Origin of the sequence: Cellulomonas fengjieae, from assembly GCF_018388465.1 — a bacterium.
GTDB lineage: Bacteria > Actinomycetota > Actinomycetes > Actinomycetales > Cellulomonadaceae > Cellulomonas > Cellulomonas fengjieae.
The window spans coordinates 2,718,359-2,736,883 of the sequence record NZ_CP074404.1 but is presented as its reverse complement, the minus strand read 5'-3'; the positions used below and the strand labels follow the sequence as shown (position 1 = coordinate 2,736,883).

13 protein-coding genes and 1 tRNA gene are annotated in these 18,525 nt (G+C 72.3%); 9 read left to right on the top strand and 5 right to left on the bottom strand.

All coding sequences use genetic code 11. The features are described 5' to 3' along the window. Positions 1 to 90 precede the first annotated feature (90 nt). Positions 91 to 164, top strand: a tRNA-Met gene (locus KG102_RS12555). A gap of 166 nt (positions 165 to 330) precedes the next feature. On the opposite strand, the gene KG102_RS12550 is transcribed toward KG102_RS12555, so the two are convergent. Genes KG102_RS12550 through KG102_RS12540 form a run of 3 tightly spaced genes read right to left on the bottom strand, consistent with a single transcriptional unit; the run spans position 331 to position 1,316 of the window. Next, positions 331 to 624, bottom strand: coding sequence for a hypothetical protein (locus tag KG102_RS12550; protein ID WP_208288530.1), 294 nt, complete (start codon positions 622 to 624; stop codon positions 331 to 333). A gap of 12 nt (positions 625 to 636) precedes the next feature. Continuing rightward, complete coding sequence (locus KG102_RS12545) at positions 637 to 876, bottom strand: hypothetical protein (RefSeq protein ID WP_208288534.1); 240 nt, start codon at positions 874 to 876, stop codon at positions 637 to 639. Beyond that, positions 873 to 1,316 carry an SgcJ/EcaC family oxidoreductase gene (locus KG102_RS12540; RefSeq protein ID WP_243883901.1) on the bottom strand — a complete coding sequence of 148 codons (444 nt, stop codon included), beginning with the start codon at positions 1,314 to 1,316 and terminating at the stop codon, positions 873 to 875. The genes KG102_RS12545 and KG102_RS12540 overlap by 4 nt, the downstream gene beginning before the upstream one ends. 71 nt (positions 1,317 to 1,387) lie before the next feature. Here KG102_RS12540 and KG102_RS12535 point away from each other — a divergent pair, with 71 nt between their 5' ends. From KG102_RS12535 to KG102_RS12525, 3 genes are all read left to right on the top strand, one after another. Next, positions 1,388 to 1,897, top strand: a complete 510-nt coding sequence (locus tag KG102_RS12535) for a MarR family winged helix-turn-helix transcriptional regulator (RefSeq protein WP_249667311.1) — start codon at positions 1,388 to 1,390, stop codon at positions 1,895 to 1,897. 334 nt (positions 1,898 to 2,231) lie between these two features. Then, complete coding sequence (locus KG102_RS12530; RefSeq protein ID WP_249667310.1) at positions 2,232 to 4,910, top strand: beta-glucosidase family protein; 2,679 nt, start codon at positions 2,232 to 2,234, stop codon at positions 4,908 to 4,910. A 167-nt stretch (positions 4,911 to 5,077) separates the two neighbouring features. Beyond that, positions 5,078 to 6,064 carry a LacI family DNA-binding transcriptional regulator gene (locus tag KG102_RS12525; protein ID WP_208289025.1) on the top strand — a complete coding sequence of 329 codons (987 nt, stop codon included), beginning with the start codon at positions 5,078 to 5,080 and terminating at the stop codon, positions 6,062 to 6,064. A gap of 3 nt (positions 6,065 to 6,067) precedes the next feature. Here the strand turns inward: KG102_RS12525 and KG102_RS12520 are convergent, their stop codons facing one another. Next, positions 6,068 to 7,618 carry a glycoside hydrolase family 43 protein gene (locus KG102_RS12520; RefSeq protein WP_208288543.1) on the bottom strand — a complete coding sequence of 517 codons (1,551 nt, stop codon included), beginning with the start codon at positions 7,616 to 7,618 and terminating at the stop codon, positions 6,068 to 6,070. 52 nt (positions 7,619 to 7,670) lie between these two features. Then, positions 7,671 to 10,595 (bottom strand): glycoside hydrolase family 3 protein, encoded by a 2,925-nt coding sequence (locus tag KG102_RS12515; RefSeq protein ID WP_208288545.1) that lies wholly within the window; start codon positions 10,593 to 10,595, stop codon positions 7,671 to 7,673. Between the two features lie 256 nt (positions 10,596 to 10,851). Between KG102_RS12515 and KG102_RS12510 the strand changes: the two genes are divergently transcribed. From KG102_RS12510 to KG102_RS12490, 5 genes are all read left to right on the top strand, one after another. Continuing rightward, the gene (locus KG102_RS12510; protein WP_208288547.1) at positions 10,852 to 12,528 is read left to right on the top strand and encodes a type 2 periplasmic-binding domain-containing protein; all 1,677 of its coding nucleotides are present in this window, start codon (positions 10,852 to 10,854) and stop codon (positions 12,526 to 12,528) included. Further along, positions 12,525 to 13,580: an ABC transporter permease gene (locus KG102_RS12505; protein ID WP_208211886.1), complete on the top strand. Its 1,056-nt coding sequence runs from the start codon at positions 12,525 to 12,527 to the stop codon at positions 13,578 to 13,580. The genes KG102_RS12510 and KG102_RS12505 overlap by 4 nt, the downstream gene beginning before the upstream one ends. After that, positions 13,577 to 14,578 carry a carbohydrate ABC transporter permease gene (locus tag KG102_RS12500; RefSeq protein ID WP_208211884.1) on the top strand — a complete coding sequence of 334 codons (1,002 nt, stop codon included), beginning with the start codon at positions 13,577 to 13,579 and terminating at the stop codon, positions 14,576 to 14,578. Before KG102_RS12505 ends, KG102_RS12500 begins: the two co-directional genes overlap by 4 nt. Positions 14,579 to 14,660: 82 nt before the next feature. After that, on the top strand, positions 14,661 to 16,946 hold the full coding sequence (yicI, locus tag KG102_RS12495; protein WP_208288549.1) for an alpha-xylosidase: 2,286 nt from the start codon (positions 14,661 to 14,663) through the stop codon (positions 16,944 to 16,946). A gap of 11 nt (positions 16,947 to 16,957) precedes the next feature. Next, positions 16,958 to 18,502, top strand: a complete 1,545-nt coding sequence (locus tag KG102_RS12490) for a glycoside hydrolase family 43 protein (RefSeq protein WP_208288552.1) — start codon at positions 16,958 to 16,960, stop codon at positions 18,500 to 18,502. Positions 18,503 to 18,525: the final 23 nt, after the last annotated feature.

Here is an 18,525-nt window from a genome sequence, read left to right as displayed (position 1 = left end):
GTCCGGCCGGTGGGGGTGACGCACACCACCACCGGCCGGGTGCCTGCGATTTGGCCCCCCTCCAGGGGTGGGGTAAGTTGTACTCACCGACGCGGGGTGGAGCAGCTCGGTAGCTCGCTGGGCTCATAACCCAGAGGTCGCAGGTTCAAATCCTGCCCCCGCTACAAGTGAAGTTGCAGCTCAGAGGCCCTTTCTCCCTTCGGGGAGAGAGGGCCTCCGGCGTTGGTGCACCCAGGAGGTACGCAGCGGTCGCGTGGAGACGTTGCCGGCCACGAGCGGATGCGTGCGGGTAGATCCGGGCCGGGACCGACGTCCGGCGGACGCTCGCCCTCAGCCCGCAGCACCTGCGCGCGCCGCGGTGCGCTCCACCGGCACCGCACCGCTCGCGATGAGCAGGGCCGCGAGGTAGACGGGGATCACGACGACGTTCTTCACGGCGAACGTCACGGCGTCGGCCGCACGCCGTGCAGGCACGCTGTCCGCCCCCAGCGCGCCGAGCACGTCGCGCACCGACGACTCGGTGACGACCGCTCCGACGGCGAGCGCGGCGAGGGTGACGACGCCCAGCTGGACAAGGATGCCGAACCAGCCCGCGCGGTACGCCCGCGCCACGTCGGCCCGCACCTGCCGCCACGGTTACCCCGCGACGCCGCGCCACCGCCGACCGACGGCGACCATGGCGACGACCAGGGCCACGCGCAGGAGCTCGACGAGCAGCTCCAGCCAGCCGTTGGTGTCGCCGCTGTACAGCTGGTAGCTGCGCAGGCCCGCCGGCACGATCGCGAGCCCGAGCAGGAGCGGCGCCGTCACGTACAACGTCGCCGCCGAGCCCAGCAGGACCACGCCCGCGCACACGTGGTGCAGCACGCCGGTCACCCCGACGATCTCGTCATCAGGCGGCCCAGCAGGGTGTCCGCCCACGGCCGGTACCGGGTGTTCTGAAACGCCGTCACCAGCCACCGGTCCCCGTCGCGGACGAGCACCGTCGTGTTCGCCGAGACCCGTTTCGCCGACGGCGTCGCGCGGTCGCCCTGCCACCGCATGACGATCCCGCCCATCTGCGTGGCGACCGCGACATCGCTCGAAACCAGGCGCACGCGACGGTCCCAGCTCAGGAGCCGCGAGCCGCGCATGATCCCGCGGAAGAGCGGCGCGTGCCCGCTCTCGATCTCGCGCCGTCCGACCATCAACGTGCCGTCGAATGCCAGATAGGTCGCCATCGGCGCATGGAGCGCAGCGAAGGCGCCCGCGTCCCCTGCAGCCCAGGCCTCTTCGATCCCGCTCATCGTCGCGTCGATCGCCTCGGTGGCATCCATGCGCGCCTCCTGATCTACTTAGATGGGTCGTAGTAATTACTACGACCGATCTAAGTGATTTGAGGGGTCCCGTGTCAAGCACTCCGTCCCTCGGGCGCGAGCTGAGCAGTGCCGTCGTCCTCTTCCACCAAGCGGTCGCCGCGCGCGTCCGCCTGTCGGCGGGCGACCTGAAGACCCTCGAGCTCATCGACCAGGAAGGGCCCTTCAGTGCCACCCAGCTCGCCCGACGGACGGGCCTGACCCCTGCGGCGATCACCAGCCTCGTCGGACGTCTGGCCGCGGGCGGGCACGTGCAGCGCGAGACGGACCCTGCTGACCGCCGGCGCGCGATCATCCGCGCAGTCCCCTCGACGAACCCGGAGCTCGACGACGCCTTCGCGCGACTCGGTGGGGCGCTCGGTGGGCTCATTGCCGAGTACACCCCCGAGCAGCAGGCCGCGATCACGGACTACCTTCGTCGGATGATCACCGTGCTGCGCGAACAGACGGTGCTCCTCGGCGACGCGCACCACGGGGACGGGCAGCCCGACGACGCACACGCAGCGCCCGGACCCGCGACGCCGCCCCGCGGCGACGGCTAGGTGTGCTGACCGGGCGCATGGATCGACGGTGGGTATACCGCTCACCGGTCCTCAGGCTGGGGCGAGTGCCGCTCGGCCGGCGTCGTGGCGTGCCGGCGCACCGCGGTCTCGACGACGGACGAGCAAGCCCTGAGGGCCGCTTCGGGCGTCGTGGGCAGCACCCATGGCGTGGTCGCCGCGCAGAACCGCCCTTGACGCCTGTGCGCCACCGGTGGACTACTGGGATGTGGCGGGGGCAGCGCCAGCGGCAATGAGGCCGTGGTGCCCGACGCCGTGACCCGGGGGAGGGTCCATGCGTACCGACATCCGAACCAGGTCCCTCAGGCTGTCGATCGTGGCGGCCGTCAGTGTGGCGGCGATGGTCGTGCCGGCGGGTGGTGCGGTCGCGGCCCCGGACGATCCCGATGGCGAGGCGGCCGTCACCGAGAGCCTGCAGGACGTGAAGTCCCTGCCGTCGCAGTGGTGGTGGGACGAGTCCGGCCCCGACACCCGGCGCGCCCGCGCCCTGCTGCGGCAGATGACCCTCGACGAGAAGGTCGACATGCTGCACGGGGAGCAGAACAACTTCTACGGCTTCTACAACGGCCCGATCGAGCGCCTCGGCATCCCCGCGCTGACCATGGCCGACGGTCCGGCGGGGGTCCGCATCGCCAACCCCGGCGTCAATGACCAGGAGGCGACGCAGCTGCCGGCGCCGATCGCCCTGGCGGCCACCTGGGACACCGCCCTGGCCGAGCAGTACGGGCAGGTCGCGGGTGACGAGGCCTTCCGCACGGGCCACAACGTCCTGCTGTCCCCGGCCGTCGACATCGCGCGGGTGGCGCAGGCGGGCCGCGCGTTCGAGGCGCTGGGCGAGGACCCGCTGCTGTCCGGCACGATCGCGGCGGCCGAGATCCGGGGGATCCAGTCGCACCCCGTCGTCGCCGACATCAAGCACTACAACGTGTACACGCAGGAGGTGAACCGGCTCAGCGGTGGCAACGCGGTGGTGGACGAGCGGGCTCTGCAGGAGATCTACACGCGGCCGTACGCGATCGGCGTGGAGGAAGGGCGGCCGGGTTCCGCGATGTGCGCGTTCAACAAGGTGAACGGCGTGTTCGCGTGCGAGAGCGACGAGCTGCTGAACCGGATCCTCAAGGAGCAGCTCGGCTTCGAGGGCTGGGTGATGAGCGACTACGGCGCCACGCACAGCACCGTGCAGGCGATCCTGGGCGGGCTCGACCAGGAGATGCCGGGCAACACCACCCCGCAGACGGGACCCGGCACGTGCTTCTTCTGCGGACCGCTGCTCGACGCCGTCCGCGCAGGTCAGGTCCCGGTCTCCCGGATCGACGACGCCGTCCTGCGGATCCTGCGGCCCATGTTCGCGCTCGGGCTGTTCGACAACCCGCCGGTCATCTCGGCGCTGCCCGAGGCGGAGCACGGCGCGTTCGCGCGGCAGGTCGCCGAGCGGGCGATGGTGCTGCTGAAGAACGAGGCGAGCGCGCTCCCGCTGAGCGGGTCGGTCGGGTCGATCGCGGTGATCGGCGCCGACGCGGACACCGTCGTCGCGGGTGGCGGCAGCTCGCTGGTGAAGCCGACCTACACGGTGAGCCCGCTCGACGGAATCCGGGCGCGGGCGGGCGCGGGTGTCCTGGTCCGGCACGTCGCCGGGGCCGATCCCGTGACCTCCGCGTCGCTCATCGGCGGCCCGGACCCGATCCCTTCGGACTACCTCACGGACGGCGCCGGGGCTCCCGGGCTGCGGGCGGAGTACTTCTCCGAGCCGGAGTTCGCCGGCACGGTGCTCGCTGACCGGACCGAGCCCTATGCCGCCATCAACGCCGGGTTCTTCGTGTTCCCCGGGTTCAACTCCCAGTCCCCGCACTTCCCGACGCAGACCCGGGACATGGGACCGTCGATCCGGTGGACGGGGGCCCTCACCGCTCCGGTCGACGGCACGTACGAGCTCGCCGTGACCACCATCGGCCGGGCGGACGTCTACCTCGACGACGCGCTCGTCCTGTCGGCGGACCAGGACGGCGTCCTGGCCACCGTGACGGCAGCGGTCCCGCTGACCGCCGGCGTCGCGCACGACCTGCGGGTCGAGTACAACAACCCCGGGGTGACCGGCACCGACGCCGGGGCAGTGTTCCAGCTCGGCTGGACCCCGCCGGACGGCGTCGTCGCGCCGCAGGCACAGGCAGCGGCCGACCTCGCGCGCTCGTCACAGGCGGCGGTCGTCGTGGTGCGCGACTACTCCACCGAGGGCGGAGACAAGCCGGACCTCGATCTGCCCAACGGTCAGGCCGAGCTCATCCGCGAGGTCGCGGCGGCGAACCCCCGCACGGTCGTGGTGCTGGCCACCGGTGGCGCGGTCCAGACCTCCGACTGGGAGGGTGGCGTGCCGGCGATCATCCACTCGTGGTTCGGGGGGCAGGAGCAGGGCAACGCGCTGGCCGGCATCCTGTTCGGGGACGTCAACCCGTCCGGACGCCTGCCGATCACGCTTCCGGTCGACGAGGACAGCACGCCGGTCAGCACGCCGGAGCAGTACTCGGGCATCGGGCTGGACCAGCAGTTCACGGAGGGCATCTACGTCGGCTACCGCGGGTACGAGGAGTTCGGCATCGCGCCCCAGTACCCCTTCGGGCACGGCTTGTCGTACACGACCTACGACTACCGGAACCTGCGCACAGCTCCCGCAGCGAACGGGGCGCTGCAGGTCAGGGTCGCCGTCCGCAACACCGGTGCGGTCGCCGGGACCGAGACCGTGCAGGTGTACGTCGGCAACCTGCCGACCCGCCAGGTGCAGAGCGCGCCGAAGGTGCTGGCCGGGTGGGCGACCGTGACCCTCCAGCCGGGGGAGCGCAGGCAGGTGACCGTGGCGCTCAGCCCGGAGTCGGTGTCGTACTGGGACGTCGACCGGGACCGGTGGCGCACGCCGCGCGGTGACATCCCGGTGTTCGTCGGCTCGTCGTCCGCGGACGTCCGACTCACCGGGACCGTGCGGGTCGGCGGCGGCCGGCGCTGACGCGCCGCCGTCGTCGAGCGCAGTCTCGACACGTCGCGTCGACCGGTGATGGCGGTGTATCCGCAGGTCGCAGGGGTACCGTGTGCTGAGCGGCCTGGTACCCCGACCGAGCTGCCGCCACGCGTGAGGCGAGAGCGGAGCCCCTGGTGAAGGAACGCGCACCGGGGATGGTCGACGTCGCTCGCCTCGCTGGCGTGTCGCACGTGACGGTGTCCAGGGTCGTGAACGGCCACCCGTCGGTGAGCGCGGACACCCGCGCGCGGGTGGAGGCCGCCATCGCCGAGCTGGGCTACCGCCGCAACTCGATGGCCCGGGCGCTGAAGTCCGGCAGCTCCTCGACGATCGGCGTGGTCATCGCCGGGTCGGAGCTGTACGAGCTGCCCCGGCTCCTGCTCGGCCTGGAGACCGCAGCGCGCCGGGCGGGGTACTGGGTCAGCCTCGCCAGCTGGATGGACGGCGCGGGCGACCTCGCCGAGACCGTGCAACGGCTGGCGGACCAGTCGGTGGAGGCCGTCGCGGTCGTCGCGGACCGGCCCGTCGCGGTCGACGCGCTGGCGACGATCACCAGCCGGATCCCGCTGTCGGTGGTGATGTCCGGTGACGTCCCGAACCCGCGCGTGGCGTCGGTCGAGGTCGACCAGGACCTGGGGGCGGGGCTGGTGGTGCGCCACCTGGCCGGCCTCGGGCACCGGGAGATCGTCCACCTGAGCGGGGCGCTGCGGACCTGGGACGCGCGCGCTCGGGTGGAGGGCTGGCGGGCCGAGCTCGAGGCGACGCCGGGGCTGAGCGGTGACCTGCTGGAGGGCGACTTCACCGCCGAGAGCGGGTACCGCCTGGCCCACGAGCTCGTGTCGCGGCCGGGCGGCCCGCCGGGCGCGGTGTTCGCCGGCAACGACCAGATGGCGATGGGCGTGCTCGCGGCGTTCGCCGAGCGGGGAGTGAGCGTTCCGGGCGACGTGTCCCTGGTGGGCTTCGACGACCAGGTGGGGTCGGGCTACCTCGTGCCCGCGCTGACCACCGTGCGCCAGGACTTCGCGGCCCTGGGGGAGGCCGCGATCGAGTCCCTTCTCGCGGCGCTGCGCGGTGACGTCGTCGGCCATCGCAAGCTCGAGCCGGAGCTCGTGGTGCGCCGCAGCACCGCGCCGCCGCGCTGACGGTCAGCCGGGGCCGGGCCGTTGCTGCCGCGGCGCCGCCAGCGGCTCGTAGCTGAACGCCTCGACGAGGGCCTGTGCGGTGCTCGGCCCGCTCGCCCCGTCGGCGAACACGCCCAGGTGCACGCCGAGGAAGCCGCCGGCCACCTCGGTGCTCAGGAAGGCCCGGTCGACCGCCGCGACGACGGTCTGCTCCGCACCGGTCTCGAGCGCGAACGTGTACGTGGAGTCGTCGCCGGTGATCAGCAGCGTGGCCGAGTCCCCCGGCAGCGGGGCCCGGCCGAGGACGTGCCCGCCGGCGGAGGTCCAGGCGGTCACGCGAACCTCGCGCGAGCCGTCGGCGTCGACGCCCAGCGCGTGGGTCACGAACCGGTCCTGGTGCAGGAACGCCACCACGCCGGCCTGCTCCGCGCCGGTGAGCCCGTCGGCTCGCAGCCGGGTCCGGGTGCGGAACCGCGGGTGCTGCTGGCGTCGCGCCACGAACGTCGGCGTGCCGCGGCCCGCCAGGTCGGCCCCCGCCGGGGTGAGCAGCAGCCCGTCCGGCACCGGCTCGACGAGCCCGGTCACCGGCCCACGAAGGCTCGCCCAGCCCTGCGCGGCGAGTGGCGCGGCGAGGTCGAGCACCTCGACGGGCGCTGCGGTCGCGGCCTCACCGACGTGGATCGCCCCGGCACCCGGGGCGAAGACGGGGCCCGCGGTCGACCACTCGACGGGAACGAGGAACGTCTCGCGGCCCAGCACGTGCGTGTCGTCGACGGCGCGCACCGCGAGCACGACGGCCCAGGTCTGGCCGGAGGGGGTGTCGACCAGGTCGGCGTGCCCCACGTTCTGCACGGGATGGTCCGGCCCGAGGTGGCGGTGCGTGAGCAGCGGGCTGCGGGGGTCGGTCACGTACGGGCCGGTGACGTGGGTCGCGCTCGCCGCCGTGACGGCGTGGTTGCGCTCGGTACCGCCCTCGGCCGCGAGCAGCAGGTAGCGCCCGTCGCGCTTGTACAGGTGCGGACCCTCGACCCACTGACCGCGCAGGGCGCCGTGCCACAGCACGTGCTCCGGTCCGACGAGGCGGAGGGTGTCGAGGTCCAGCTCGCGCAGCCACAGCTCGCCCGGACCGGTGACCGCGGGCTCCGGAGCGTCCCGCGCACCGGTGAACCAGCAGCGCCCGTCGTCGTCGAAGAAGAGCGACGGGTCGATGCCCTGTGCGTCCAGCTCCACCGGGTCCGACCACGGACCGGCGGGGTCCGTGGCGGTGACGACGAAGGTCGACGCCCCGGTGCGCCCCCGCGCGATGCCCGAGACCACGTAGAACACCCCGTCGTGGTGGCGGATGGTCGAGGCCCAGATCCCGTCGGACAGGTCGAGCCCGGTCAGGTCGAGCTGGCCGGGACGGTCCAGGACGTGGCCGACGAGCTCCCAGTCCACGAGGTCCGTGCTGCGGTACACCGGGATGCCGGGGTAGTACCCGAACGAGGAGACCACCAGGTAGTAGACGTCGCCGACGCGGCAGACCGACGGGTCCGGGTGGCACCCGGGCAGGACGGGGTTGGTGACAGGACGCACGCGGCGACTCCGGGTGGTCGGCTCGGCACAAGGGACGGCGGGCCGGTCGGCCTCAGTCGAAGATCAGCTCCGCGACCCGCGCGGCACCCTCGATCTCGACCCGCAGGTCGACGGGTCCCGCCGGCGGCGAGAGGAGCTCCAGGCGCAGCTCCTGCCAGTCGTACTGCTCGGTGCTCGTCACGTCCGCCCACTCCGTCAGCGGTGCCCACCCGGTGCCGCCGGCGGTCAACCGGACCCGCGGGGCCGACGAGGCAGGAAGCCACCGGCGCGCCACCAGGATCCGCACCACGCGGGCGCCGTCGAGCGCGATCCGCCCGTACTGCGCCCAGCCCGCCTCGTGCGCCGGGTGGACCTCGATGCAGCTGCCGAGCGTGCGCTCGCGAGCCGACGTGACGAGGGAGCGGTAGGAGTGGAAGGCCGCTGCGGGCAGGGTCCCCGGACGCAGGACCGCGGGCTCGGGACCGGTGACGGTGAGCGGGGCGGTGAGGGCGGCCTCGGTCACGCTCGGCCCGCTCGCGACGACGTAGGCGCCGGGCTGGACCACGTAGGCGCCCGGGGTCGCCACGAGCGCGGTGCGGTCGGGCGCCGTGGCGGCGACGTCCCAGACGGCCAGGGCACCCAGGGGGAGCGGCAGTCGCACGTCGAGCGTGGAGTGCGGGGCCACCTCGACGCGGGTCCAGGCCAGCAGGCGGCGACGCGGGGCCCGGACGGTCAGGTCCTGCGGGGCGTGGGAGTAGACCGCGACGAGCTCGTCCACCGGGCGGTCCCCGGTGTTCTCGACGGTGACCGTGGCCGTGAGGTCCGTGCCGGGGGCCTCGGCGTCCCGCGCGGGCGTGTGCCCGAAGGTCGGTGCGGGCGCCGCGACGCTGCCGGCGGAGAGCTCGAGCCTGCGGTAGGCGATCTCGGAGTAGCCCAGGCCGTGGCCGAGCCCGTAGAGCGGGTCGGCCTCGGCGTACCGGTAGGTCTGGCCGCCCTGGCCACCCGCGCCCGTCACGTCGTAGTCGAGCAGGTCGCCGGCGTCCTCGACCCGCCGCCACCAGGTCTGTGCGATGCGCCCCGAGGGGTTGACGTCGCCGGAGAGGACGTCGACCAGGCCGTGCCCGAGCTCCTGGCCGGCGTGCGAGCTCCACACCACAGCGCCGGCCTGCGCGGCCTCGTCCTGCACCGCGTAGGGGTAGCTGGAGACGATCACGAGGATCGGCCGGTCGTGCGCGGCGGACGCGGAGCTCCAGGCCGTCGCGGCCGTCGCGCCGAGCAGGAGGTCGGGCCGGTCCTCGGTCTCGCGTCCCGCGACGTGCGGGTCGTTGCCGACGGCGACCAGCACGGCGTCCGCACCGGCGCACGCCCGGGCGACGTCGTCGCTCCCGCTGACGAGGGTCTCGAGGGAGAACCGTTCGGCGGTCGCCTCGGTGCCGTCGGCCACGAGCAGGTGGGTGCCGTTCTGGATGCGGAGCCACTTGCCGCTGCCGATGTGCAGCAGGGACACCGACCCGTCGGGCTGGGTCCGTGCGGAGTACGTCTCCTGCACCACCCAGCCACCGATGCGGTCGGCGTCGGCCCGCTGGATCCAGCTCTGGCCGCTCAGGTAGGCGCCGGTGGCCACGCTGCGCAGGCTGAGGACGCCGTGGCCCCAGTCGGTGACGTCGAACTGACTGGTGGCGTCGACGGTGACCGAGGTCGCGGTGACGGCGTCGCCCGTCGGCGTCGCGGCGAGGTAGCGCTGGTGCGTGCGGCTGAACAGCGCGACCCGGTCGGCGCCGGTGGCCACCCGGACCTCCGCGTCCGGGTACCGCTCGGCCAGCGCGTCGGCGAGGGTGACGACGTACGGCGGTGTGCCGGAGTACCAGTCGTGGACCACGTGCGCGGCGAACGGGCCGACGACCGCGATGGACGTGGGCTCACCGAGCGGCAGCGCGCCGCCGTCGTTGGCCAGGAGCACGACACCGCGGGTGCTCGCCTCCCGGGCCAGCGCGCGGTGCTCCGCCGTGTCGATGGCGGTGGCCGGCACCCGGTAGGGGTCGGCGCCCGAGAGCTCGCCGGTCCGGTCGCGCAGCTCGAGCAGCCGGAGCACGGCGCGGTCGATGTCGGCCTCGTCCACGAGCCCGGCGCCCAGCGCGGCGGTGATCCGCTCGATCGTCGGGCGCACATCCTGCGAGTTGTCCGTGAAGGAGTCGATGCCCGCACGCAGCGCCGCCGCGTGCGAGGTCACGTGGTCGGGGAAGAACCGCTCGACGTCGACCAGGCTCGAGGGCGCCTGCGCGTCCGAGACCACGGCGACGGAGCCGTCCGCCCACGTGCGGAGCTCGTCGAGGAGCTCGGTCGCGACGTGGTTCGGCCGACCGTTGACCAGGTTGTACGACGGCATGACCGCGCCGACGACGCCCGCGGCGAGCGGGCCCTGGAAGGCGGGCAGCTCGTACTCCCGCAGCGACTGCGGGGGAAGGTGGGAGCTCGTGGCGGACCGGTCGGTCTCGTTGCCGTAGCCGAGGTAGTGCTTGAGGGTCGGGACGGTGAGCCAGACATCGGGGTCCTCGCCGCGCAGACCCTGGCAGTAGCCGGTGGCCAGGGCGGCCGTGAGGTCGGGATCCTCGCTGTAGCCCTCCTCGTTGCGGCCCCACAGGGGGTGGCGCAGCGTGTTGACGACCGGCGCCCAGACGTTCAGGCCGATCGACGGGTCCTCGGCGTGCTTGGCGCGGACCTCGGTGCCGACCGCGCGGCCCACGCGGGCCAGGAGGTCGACGTCCCAGGTGCTGGCCAGGCCGACGGGCTGCGGGAACACGGTGGCCACGCCCGTCCACGACAGGCCGTGCAGGCACTCGGTGCCGGTGGTGTACGGCCGCAGGCCGAGCCGGTCGACGGCGGGCGCGTGCTGGTGCAGCAGCGCGATCTTCTCGTCGAGCGTCAGCCGGCCGAGCAGGTCGACGGGCGACACCCGGGGTGCTGCGGCACGGTCCGGCTCGGGGGAGTGGTGGTCCATCGAGGGCTCCTTCGAGGGGTTTTCGCACGCGTCGTGCCTGGTCCGGGGCGTGAGCACCGGACGGGGTGGAGGGGATGCCGGCCATCATGACATGGCAACGTTGTCATCCCTCGGCGCATGGTCTACTTTTCACTCGAAGCGCTTCGACGGATCTTGGTCGAACCGTGTCGCCCGCGGCGGAAGACACCCGTCGCGGGTGTCAGGCACCTCAGGGGGCATCGACGCCTCCGACGTTCCCAAAGGAGTGGATCTGGTGATGAAGAGACTCACGACGAGTCACGGCGCTCAGCGGCGGCGGGTGTGGGTGACGGCGACCGCAGCCCTCGCGGCCACCTCGCTGCTCGCGGCCTGCGGCGGCGGCGACACGAACGCGGACGGCGCCAAGGGAGGCGATGACGTCCAGGCGGGGATCTCGGAGGAGAACCTGCCCAACCACGCCCCGATCGACCTGGTGGAGGCCGACTTCCCGAGCGTGAACGGCTCGGCGCCGGGCTTCCTGTCGATCCCGGACCCGCTGGTCAAGGCCTTCGACGCGCCCCCCGGCTCCGGTGGCGAGTACACCGTGATGACGCCGCTGTGGGGCACCATCCCCCCGACCAAGGGGAACCAGTACTTCGACGCGGTCAGCGAGGCGATGGGCACGACCCTGAACTTCCAGATCTCGGACGGCAACACCTACGGCGACAAGCTCGCCGCGGTGCTCGCCTCCCCGAAGGACGTCGCGGACTGGGTCAGCATCCCGTCCTGGAACAACCCGCCCCGCTTCGGCCAGGCCGTCGAGACGATCTTCGAGGACCTGACGCCCTTCCTGGCCGGCGACAAGGTCGACGAGTACCCGTACCTGGCGAACATCCCGACCGAGGCGTGGCAGGCGTGCTCGTGGAACGGCAAGCTCTACGGGCTCCCGTTCCCCGAGGCCGCCGGCGTGACCAACTGGTCGATGTACCGCGACGACCTGCTCCCCGAGGCCGCCCTGCCGACGAACGCGGACGAGCTCCTCGACTTCGTCGTCGACAACACCGGTGAGGGCGTCTGGGGCACCAACGACATGTGGTCGACCGCGACCGTGATGTTCGGCGTCCTGCCCGCCAAGGGCTGGGAGGTCGGCGAGGACGGCAAGCTCGTCAACCGCGTGGAGACGGACGAGTACCGCGCGGCGCTCGAGTGGCTGGCCGAGGTCTACGCCTCCGGCGCGGTGCACCCCGACGCGGTCGCCGGCAACGACGGCGACGCGGGCCTGCGCTTCGAGTCCGGCGACGTGCTGGTGAACTCCGGCGGCCTGGGCTACTGGCACGAGGCCCTGACGCGCAACCGCGCGACCAACCCGGACTTCAGCATCGACGTCCTGCCGGTCTTCGCGGCCGACGGTGGCGACCCGGTCCTCTACAAGCCCAACGGTGCGAGCATCTGCTCCTACCTCAAGGCGAACGATGACGACGCCGCCATCAAGGAGCTCCTGACGGCCGCGAACTTCCTGGCGTCGCCGTTCGGCACGGAGGAGTTCCAGCTGATCAACTACGGCGTCGAGGGCCTGCACTACGACCTGGACGCCAACAAGCTCCCGGTGCCGACGACCCTCGCGCAGACCGAGGTGCAGCCGAGCTACATCTTCCTGGTGGACCCCCCGGTCGTGAACGCCCAGGTGGCCCTGCCCGACTACGTCGAGCGCCGCAGCGCATGGGGTGCGCGCAACGCCGAGTTCATGGTGGAGCCGCTGTTCTACGGGATGAACATCACCGAGCCCGCGCAGTACGCGTCGCTCGGGCAGCCCTTCGACGACCTGGAGAAGGACATCGCTCGCGGGCGTAAGTCGATGGACGACCTCGACGCCGCCATCGAGACGTGGCGTACGTCCGGCGGCGAGGAGCTGCGGGCGTTCTACACGGAGATCTACGAGGCCCAGCAGGGCGACGGCGAGTCCGCCGACTCATGACGACCGGAACGACGACCCCCGGCCCGACGGCTCAGCCGTCGGGCCGGGGGGCCGGCGGCGAACCCGCCGCCACCCCATCGAGCCGGCCGCGCCGGCGCTCGCGGCGCCAGGTGGTCCCCGACGGTGGCGCCCCGGTCAACCGCGTCACCTGGCGTACGCGGCTGAGGCGGGACAGGACGCTGCTCACGATGACCCTGCCGGGCATCGTGCTCCTGGTGGTCTTCGCCTACGTCCCGATGCTGGGCAACGTCATCGCGTGGCAGGACTACTCCCCGTACACGGGGATCCTCGACAGCGCGTTCGTGGGCTGGGACAACTTCGTCCGCGTCTTCACCAACCCGTTGTTCCTGCACTCGGTCGAGAACACGCTCGTGATCACGGCGTTCCAGCTGGTGTTCTACTTCCCGATCCCGATCGTGCTCGCCCTGCTGCTGAACAGCGTGATCACGCCGGGTCTGCGCACCACGATCCAGTCGATCATCTACCTGCCCCACTTCTTCTCGTGGGTGCTCGTCGTGACGATCTTCCAGCAGATCTTCGGCGGCGCGGGCCTGGTGAACCGGGTCCTGGCCGACGCCGGCTACAGCGGGTTCGACCTGATGACCAACCCGGACTCGTTCCTGGTCCTCATCACCGCGCAGGCCGTCTGGAAGGACGCCGGCTGGGGCATCATCATCTTCCTCGCCGCGCTGGCGACCGTGGACCCGGCCCACTACGAGGCCGCGGCGATGGACGGTGCCGGGCGGTGGCGGCGGATGTGGCACATCACGCTTCCCGCGATCCGGCCGACGATCATCCTGCTGCTCATCCTGCGCCTGGGCGACGCGCTCACCGTCGGGTTCGAGCAGCTGATCCTGCAGCGCGACGCCGTCGGCTCCGGCGCCGCGGAGGTCATCGACACCTTCGTGTACTACCAGGGCGTCGTGAACGGCGACTGGGCGTTCGCCGCTGCCGCCGGCCTGGTCAAGGGTGTCGTCTCTCTGCTCCTCGTCCTGGGAGCGAACAAGCTCGCGCACGTCTTCGGTGAGGATGGGGTGTACCGCAAATCATGAGCATCCAGTCAGACGTCGGACAGGGCCCGCTGGGCCACCCGGACGCCGTCCCGGTCCCGGACCCCGTGCGCGACGCCCGCCCCGTGCGGCGCAAGCCCCGCAAGACGCACCGCAACGCGTGGGAGGGCAAGCCGTCCCCGCTCGGTCAGGGCCTGAAGGCCGTCGTCCTGGCGGGTGTGGTGCTCACGGTCCTCTTCCCGCTCTACACGGTCGTGCTGACCTCGCTGTCGACGACGGCGGACGTCAACCGGTCGGGCGGCATGGTCATCGTGCCCGGCACGCTCACCTTCAGCGCCTACGAGCAGATCCTCAACGGCGGCATCGTGACGCGCGCCGCCATGGTGAGCATCGGCATCACCGCGGTCGGCACGCTGCTGTCGACCTCGGTGTCCATGCTCGCCGCGTACGGGCTCTCCCGGCCGAGCTCGATCCTGCACCGGCCGATCCTGTTCGTCTTCCTCATCACGATGTTCTTCGGCGCCGGGATGATCCCGACGTACCTGCTGGTCAGCAACCTCGGCCTGATCAACAGCTACTGGGCGCTGATCCTGCCCGGGGCCGTCTCGGCCTTCAACGTCCTGATCCTGCGGTCGTTCTTCATGGGGATCGACCCGGCCATCACCGAGGCGGCGCGCATCGACGGTGCCGGCGACTGGCGGATCCTGCGCAGCATCGTCGCGCCCATGTCCCGGGCGGTCATCGCCGTCGTCGCGCTGTTCTACGGCGTCGGGTACTTCAACGCGTTCTTCAACGCGATGCTCTACATCAACGACAACGCCAAGTGGCCGCTGCAGCTCGTCCTGCGGTCCTACGTCCTGCAGGGCGTGACGCTCCCGGGCAGCGGGGCCGGCCAGGTCGACGTGGCCACCGGCGCCGTCACCGGGCTCCCGGTCAAGATGGCGATCATGGTGCTCGCCGTCATCCCCATCCTGCTGGTGTACCCGTTCGTGCAGCGGCACTTCACCAAGGGCGTGATCTTCGGCGCCGTGAAGGGATGACCCGCCGCAGCGGGCTGTCACGTCTGTCCCCGATGCGCCCGGCACCCCGGGCGCAGCGGACTCTCATTCTCATGGAGGCACGATGAAGTTCACCGACGGCTACTGGCAGCTGCGTCCCGGAGTGGACCTGCTGCGTCCGCGTGACGTCGAGGACATCGTCCGTGAGGGTGACGACCTGCTCGCGTACGCGCCGACCGCGCGGATCGACTCCCGCGGCGACACGCTCAACCAGCCGCTGATCACGATCCGCCTCACGTCGCCCGTCCCCGACGTGATCGGTGTGCGCATCTCCCACCACCTCGGCGCCGTCGACCCCGGCCCGCACTTCGCACTCGCCCGGGCGGAGCACGACGTCGTCGTGGAGCTGCCCGAGGCGCCCGGCAAGGGGCCGGCCACGTACACCTCGGGCCGGCTCACGGCGCGGGTCGCCACCGAGGGGCCCTGGCGGATGGAGCTCGTCTCCGACGACGGGCGCGTCCTGACCACCTCGACGCACCACAGCGTCGGGATCCTCAGCACGCCGGACGGCCGGTTCGTGCGCGAGCAGCTGACGATGGGCGTCAACGAGACCATCTACGGCCTCGGTGAGCGGTTCGGGACGTTCGCCAAGAACGGCCAGAGCGTGGACATCTGGAACGAGGACGGCGGCACCGCCTCCGAGCAGGCGTACAAGAACGTCCCCTTCTACCTGTCCGACGCCGGCTACGGGCTCTTCGTCGCGCACCCGGAGCACGTGTCGTTCGAGATCGGGACCGAGGTCGTCTCCCGCTCGCAGTTCTCCGTCGCGGGCTCCGAGCTGCAGTACTACGTCGTCTACGGCGCCACGCCCAAGGAGATCCTCGAGCGCTACACCGCGCTGACGGGCCGCCCCGCGCGCGTCCCGGCCTGGAGCTACGGGCTCTGGCTGTCCACCTCGTTCACCACCAGCTACGACGAGCAGACGGTCACGTCGTTCGTCAGCGGCATGGCGGAGCGCGACCTCCCCCTGTCGGTGTTCCACTTCGACTGCTTCTGGATGCGGCAGTTCCACTGGTCGGACTTCCTGTGGGACCCGGCGATGTTCCCCGACCCGCAGGGCATGCTCACCCGGCTGAAGGCCAGGGGCCTGCGGATCTGCGTGTGGATCAACCCCTACATCGCGCAGCGCAGCTACCTCTTCGAGGAGGGGCGGGCGCTGGGCTACCTGGTGCGGCGCGCCGACGGCAGCGTGTGGCAGTGGGACAAGTGGCAGGCCGGCATGGCGCTGGTCGACTTCACCAACCCCGCCGCGGTGGCGTGGTACCAGGGCAAGCTCAAGGCGCTGCTGGACGACGGCGTCGACTGCTTCAAGACGGACTTCGGCGAGCGCATCCCCACGGACGTCGTGTGGCACGACGGCAGCGACCCGCAGCGGATGCACAACTACTACACGCAGCTCTACAACAAGGTCGTCTTCGAGCTCCTGGAGACCGAGCGCGGCGAGGGCGACGCGGTGCTCTTCGCGCGCTCGGCGACCGCCGGCGGCCAGCAGTTCCCCGTGCACTGGGGCGGTGACTGCGAGTCGACCTTCGTGGCGATGGCCGAGTCCCTGCGCGGCGGCCTCTCGCTGGGCATGAGCGGCTTCGGGTTCTGGAGCCACGACATCGGCGGGTTCGAGGGCACCCCTGACCCGGCGGTGTTCAAGCGCTGGGTCGCCTTCGGCCTGCTGTCGTCCCACTCCCGCCTGCACGGGTCGAACTCGTACCGGGTCCCGTGGGCCTTCGACGACGAGGCCGTGGACGTGACCCGCGCCTTCACCCGCCTGAAGATGCGGCTGATGCCGTACCTCGCGGGCCTCGGTGAGGAGGCGAGCACGACGGGCGTCCCGGTGATGCGCGCGATGGCGCTGGAGTTCCCCGGCGACCGGGGCGTGGCCGGCCTGGGCAGCCAGTACATGCTCGGTGACGCACTGCTCGTCGCCCCCGTCTTCTCGGCGGGCCAGGACACCACCGTCTACCTGCCGCAGGGTCGGTGGACCCACCTGCTCACCGGCGAGGTCGTCGCGGGCAGCGGCTGGCGCCAGGAGAAGCACGGCTTCGACTCGCTGCCGCTGTACGTGCGGCCGGGGACCGTGCTGCCGATCGGCGCCGACGAGACCGGGCCGGAGTCGGCCTGGGCCGACGGGGTCACGCTGCGTCTGTTCGAGCTCCCCGACGGCTACGACGCCGTGACGAGCGTGCTCGGCGGCACCGGCGCGGCGGCGTCCTTCCGCGTCGTGCGCACCGGGTCGCAGGTCACCGTGACGAGCCAGGACGCCGTCGCCGGCTGGTCCGTCGCGCTCGGTGCGCTCGGCGAGCCCGTCGCGTCGGCGGCCGGCGAGGTCACGCTGAGCATCGGCACGCACCCGTGAACCGGAGCGTCGTGACCGACCTGTCGGCCTGGCGGGACGCCTCGAACCCGGTCCTGCCCGGCTTCCACCCCGACCCGTCGGTCTGCCGGGTCGACGGCCCCGACGGGACCTGGTACTACGTCGTCAACTCGACGTTCGAGTACCTGCCCGGGATCCCCGTGCACCGCTCCCGCGACCTGGTCAGCTGGGAGCACGTGGGCCACGTGATCACCGATCAGCTGGACTACACGGACGTCCGGGACTCGGGAGGCCTGTACGCGCCCACGATCCGCCACGACGGCACGCGCTTCCTGGTCGTGTGCACGCACCTCGCCGGCCCCGGCCGGCAGGGCGGGAACTTCGTCGTGACCGCGCAGGACGCCGCGGGTCCGTGGTCCCAGCCCGTCTGGTGGCCGGAGAGCGAGGGCGTCGACCCGTCGCTGCTCCTCGACGACGACGGCCGGATCTGGGCGCACGGTGCACGCGGGGCGCACGTGCCGCAGTGGCCGAACGAGGGAGAGGTCTGGGTCCGCGAGGTGGACCCGGCGACCCTCGAGCTGGTCGGCCCCGAGGTGGCGATCTGGAACGGTGCGCTGATCGGTTCGGAGTGGACGGAGGGGCCGCACCTGTACCGGCGTGGCCAGTACGTCTATCTCCTCGCTGCCGAGGGCGGCACCGGTCGCCACCACGCCGTGACGGTCGCTCGGGCGCTGTCGCCCACGGGCCCGTTCGAGGCGTGCACCGACAACCCCGTCCTGACGCACCGCACGCTCGGCCCGCAGTCGGTGGTCGTGAACGTCGGGCACGCCGACCTCGTCGAGGCACCCGACGGCACCTGGTGGGCGCTGTGCCTGGCGTCGCGGCTCGCCGACGGCGTCGACCTGCTCGGCCGCGAGACGTTCCTGCTGCCGGTGCAGTGGCACGACGACTGGCCCGTCTTCGCGCCCGGCACCGCCACGCTGGTCCCCGAGCCGGGGGGCCCGTCGGGCGTCACGCGGCAGGCTGGTGCGGGGGAGCCGTGGCTCGCGGTCCGGCGCCCGCCTGCGGCGGTCGCCGCCGGGACCGGTGCAGGCGGAGACGTGACCCTGCGTGCCGGAGCGGGGCTGGCGGCGAGCGAGCCCGCGTTCCTCGGTCGCAGGCTGCGCCACCTGGCCGCGGAGGTGTCGCTGGCGCTCGCGGACGTGGGGCCGTGGGTCACCGCGTCGCCCGAGCGCGAGGTGGGTCTCGCCGTGCGGCAGTCCTCGACGCAGTGGGTCAGCGCCGGCGTGCGAGCGGGCGACGACGGCACGGTCGAGCTCGTGGTCACTCAGTGCGTCGACGGAGCGGCAGCGGTGGTGACGCGGTCGCCGGTGGCCGGGCAGGGCACCCTCTCGGTGCGGATCGGCGGGCGGCGGGCCGAGGTCCTGTGGCAGCCGTCCGGTGCGGCGCAGACCCAGGTCACGGCGCTGGACGTCGCGCACCTCGGCACGACGCACGCCGGCTGGTTCGTCGGGTGCACCTACGGTGCCTACGCCCTCGCGACGATCGAGGAGCAGGTCGTAGTGGGGCAGCTGTCGGCGCGGTCGCTGGAGCAGTGAGCCACGCGCCGGGCGGGGAGCCT

Bases quoted from the DNA above. Each gene is read 5' to 3' on its own strand.
- KG102_RS12505 (WP_208211886.1), top strand. From the start codon at position 12,525: ATGACGACCGGAACGACGACCCCCGGCCCGACGGCTCAGCCGTCGGGC.
- KG102_RS12500 (WP_208211884.1), top strand. From the start codon at position 13,577: ATGAGCATCCAGTCAGACGTCGGACAGGGCCCGCTGGGCCACCCGGAC.
- yicI (WP_208288549.1), top strand. From the start codon at position 14,661: ATGAAGTTCACCGACGGCTACTGGCAGCTGCGTCCCGGAGTGGACCTG.
- KG102_RS12510 (WP_208288547.1), top strand. From the start codon at position 10,852: ATGAAGAGACTCACGACGAGTCACGGCGCTCAGCGGCGGCGGGTGTGG.
- KG102_RS12515 (WP_208288545.1), bottom strand. From the start codon at position 10,595: ATGGACCACCACTCCCCCGAGCCGGACCGTGCCGCAGCACCCCGGGTG.
- KG102_RS12525 (WP_208289025.1), top strand. From the start codon at position 5,078: ATGGTCGACGTCGCTCGCCTCGCTGGCGTGTCGCACGTGACGGTGTCC.
- KG102_RS12540 (WP_243883901.1), bottom strand. From the start codon at position 1,316: ATGGATGCCACCGAGGCGATCGACGCGACGATGAGCGGGATCGAAGAG.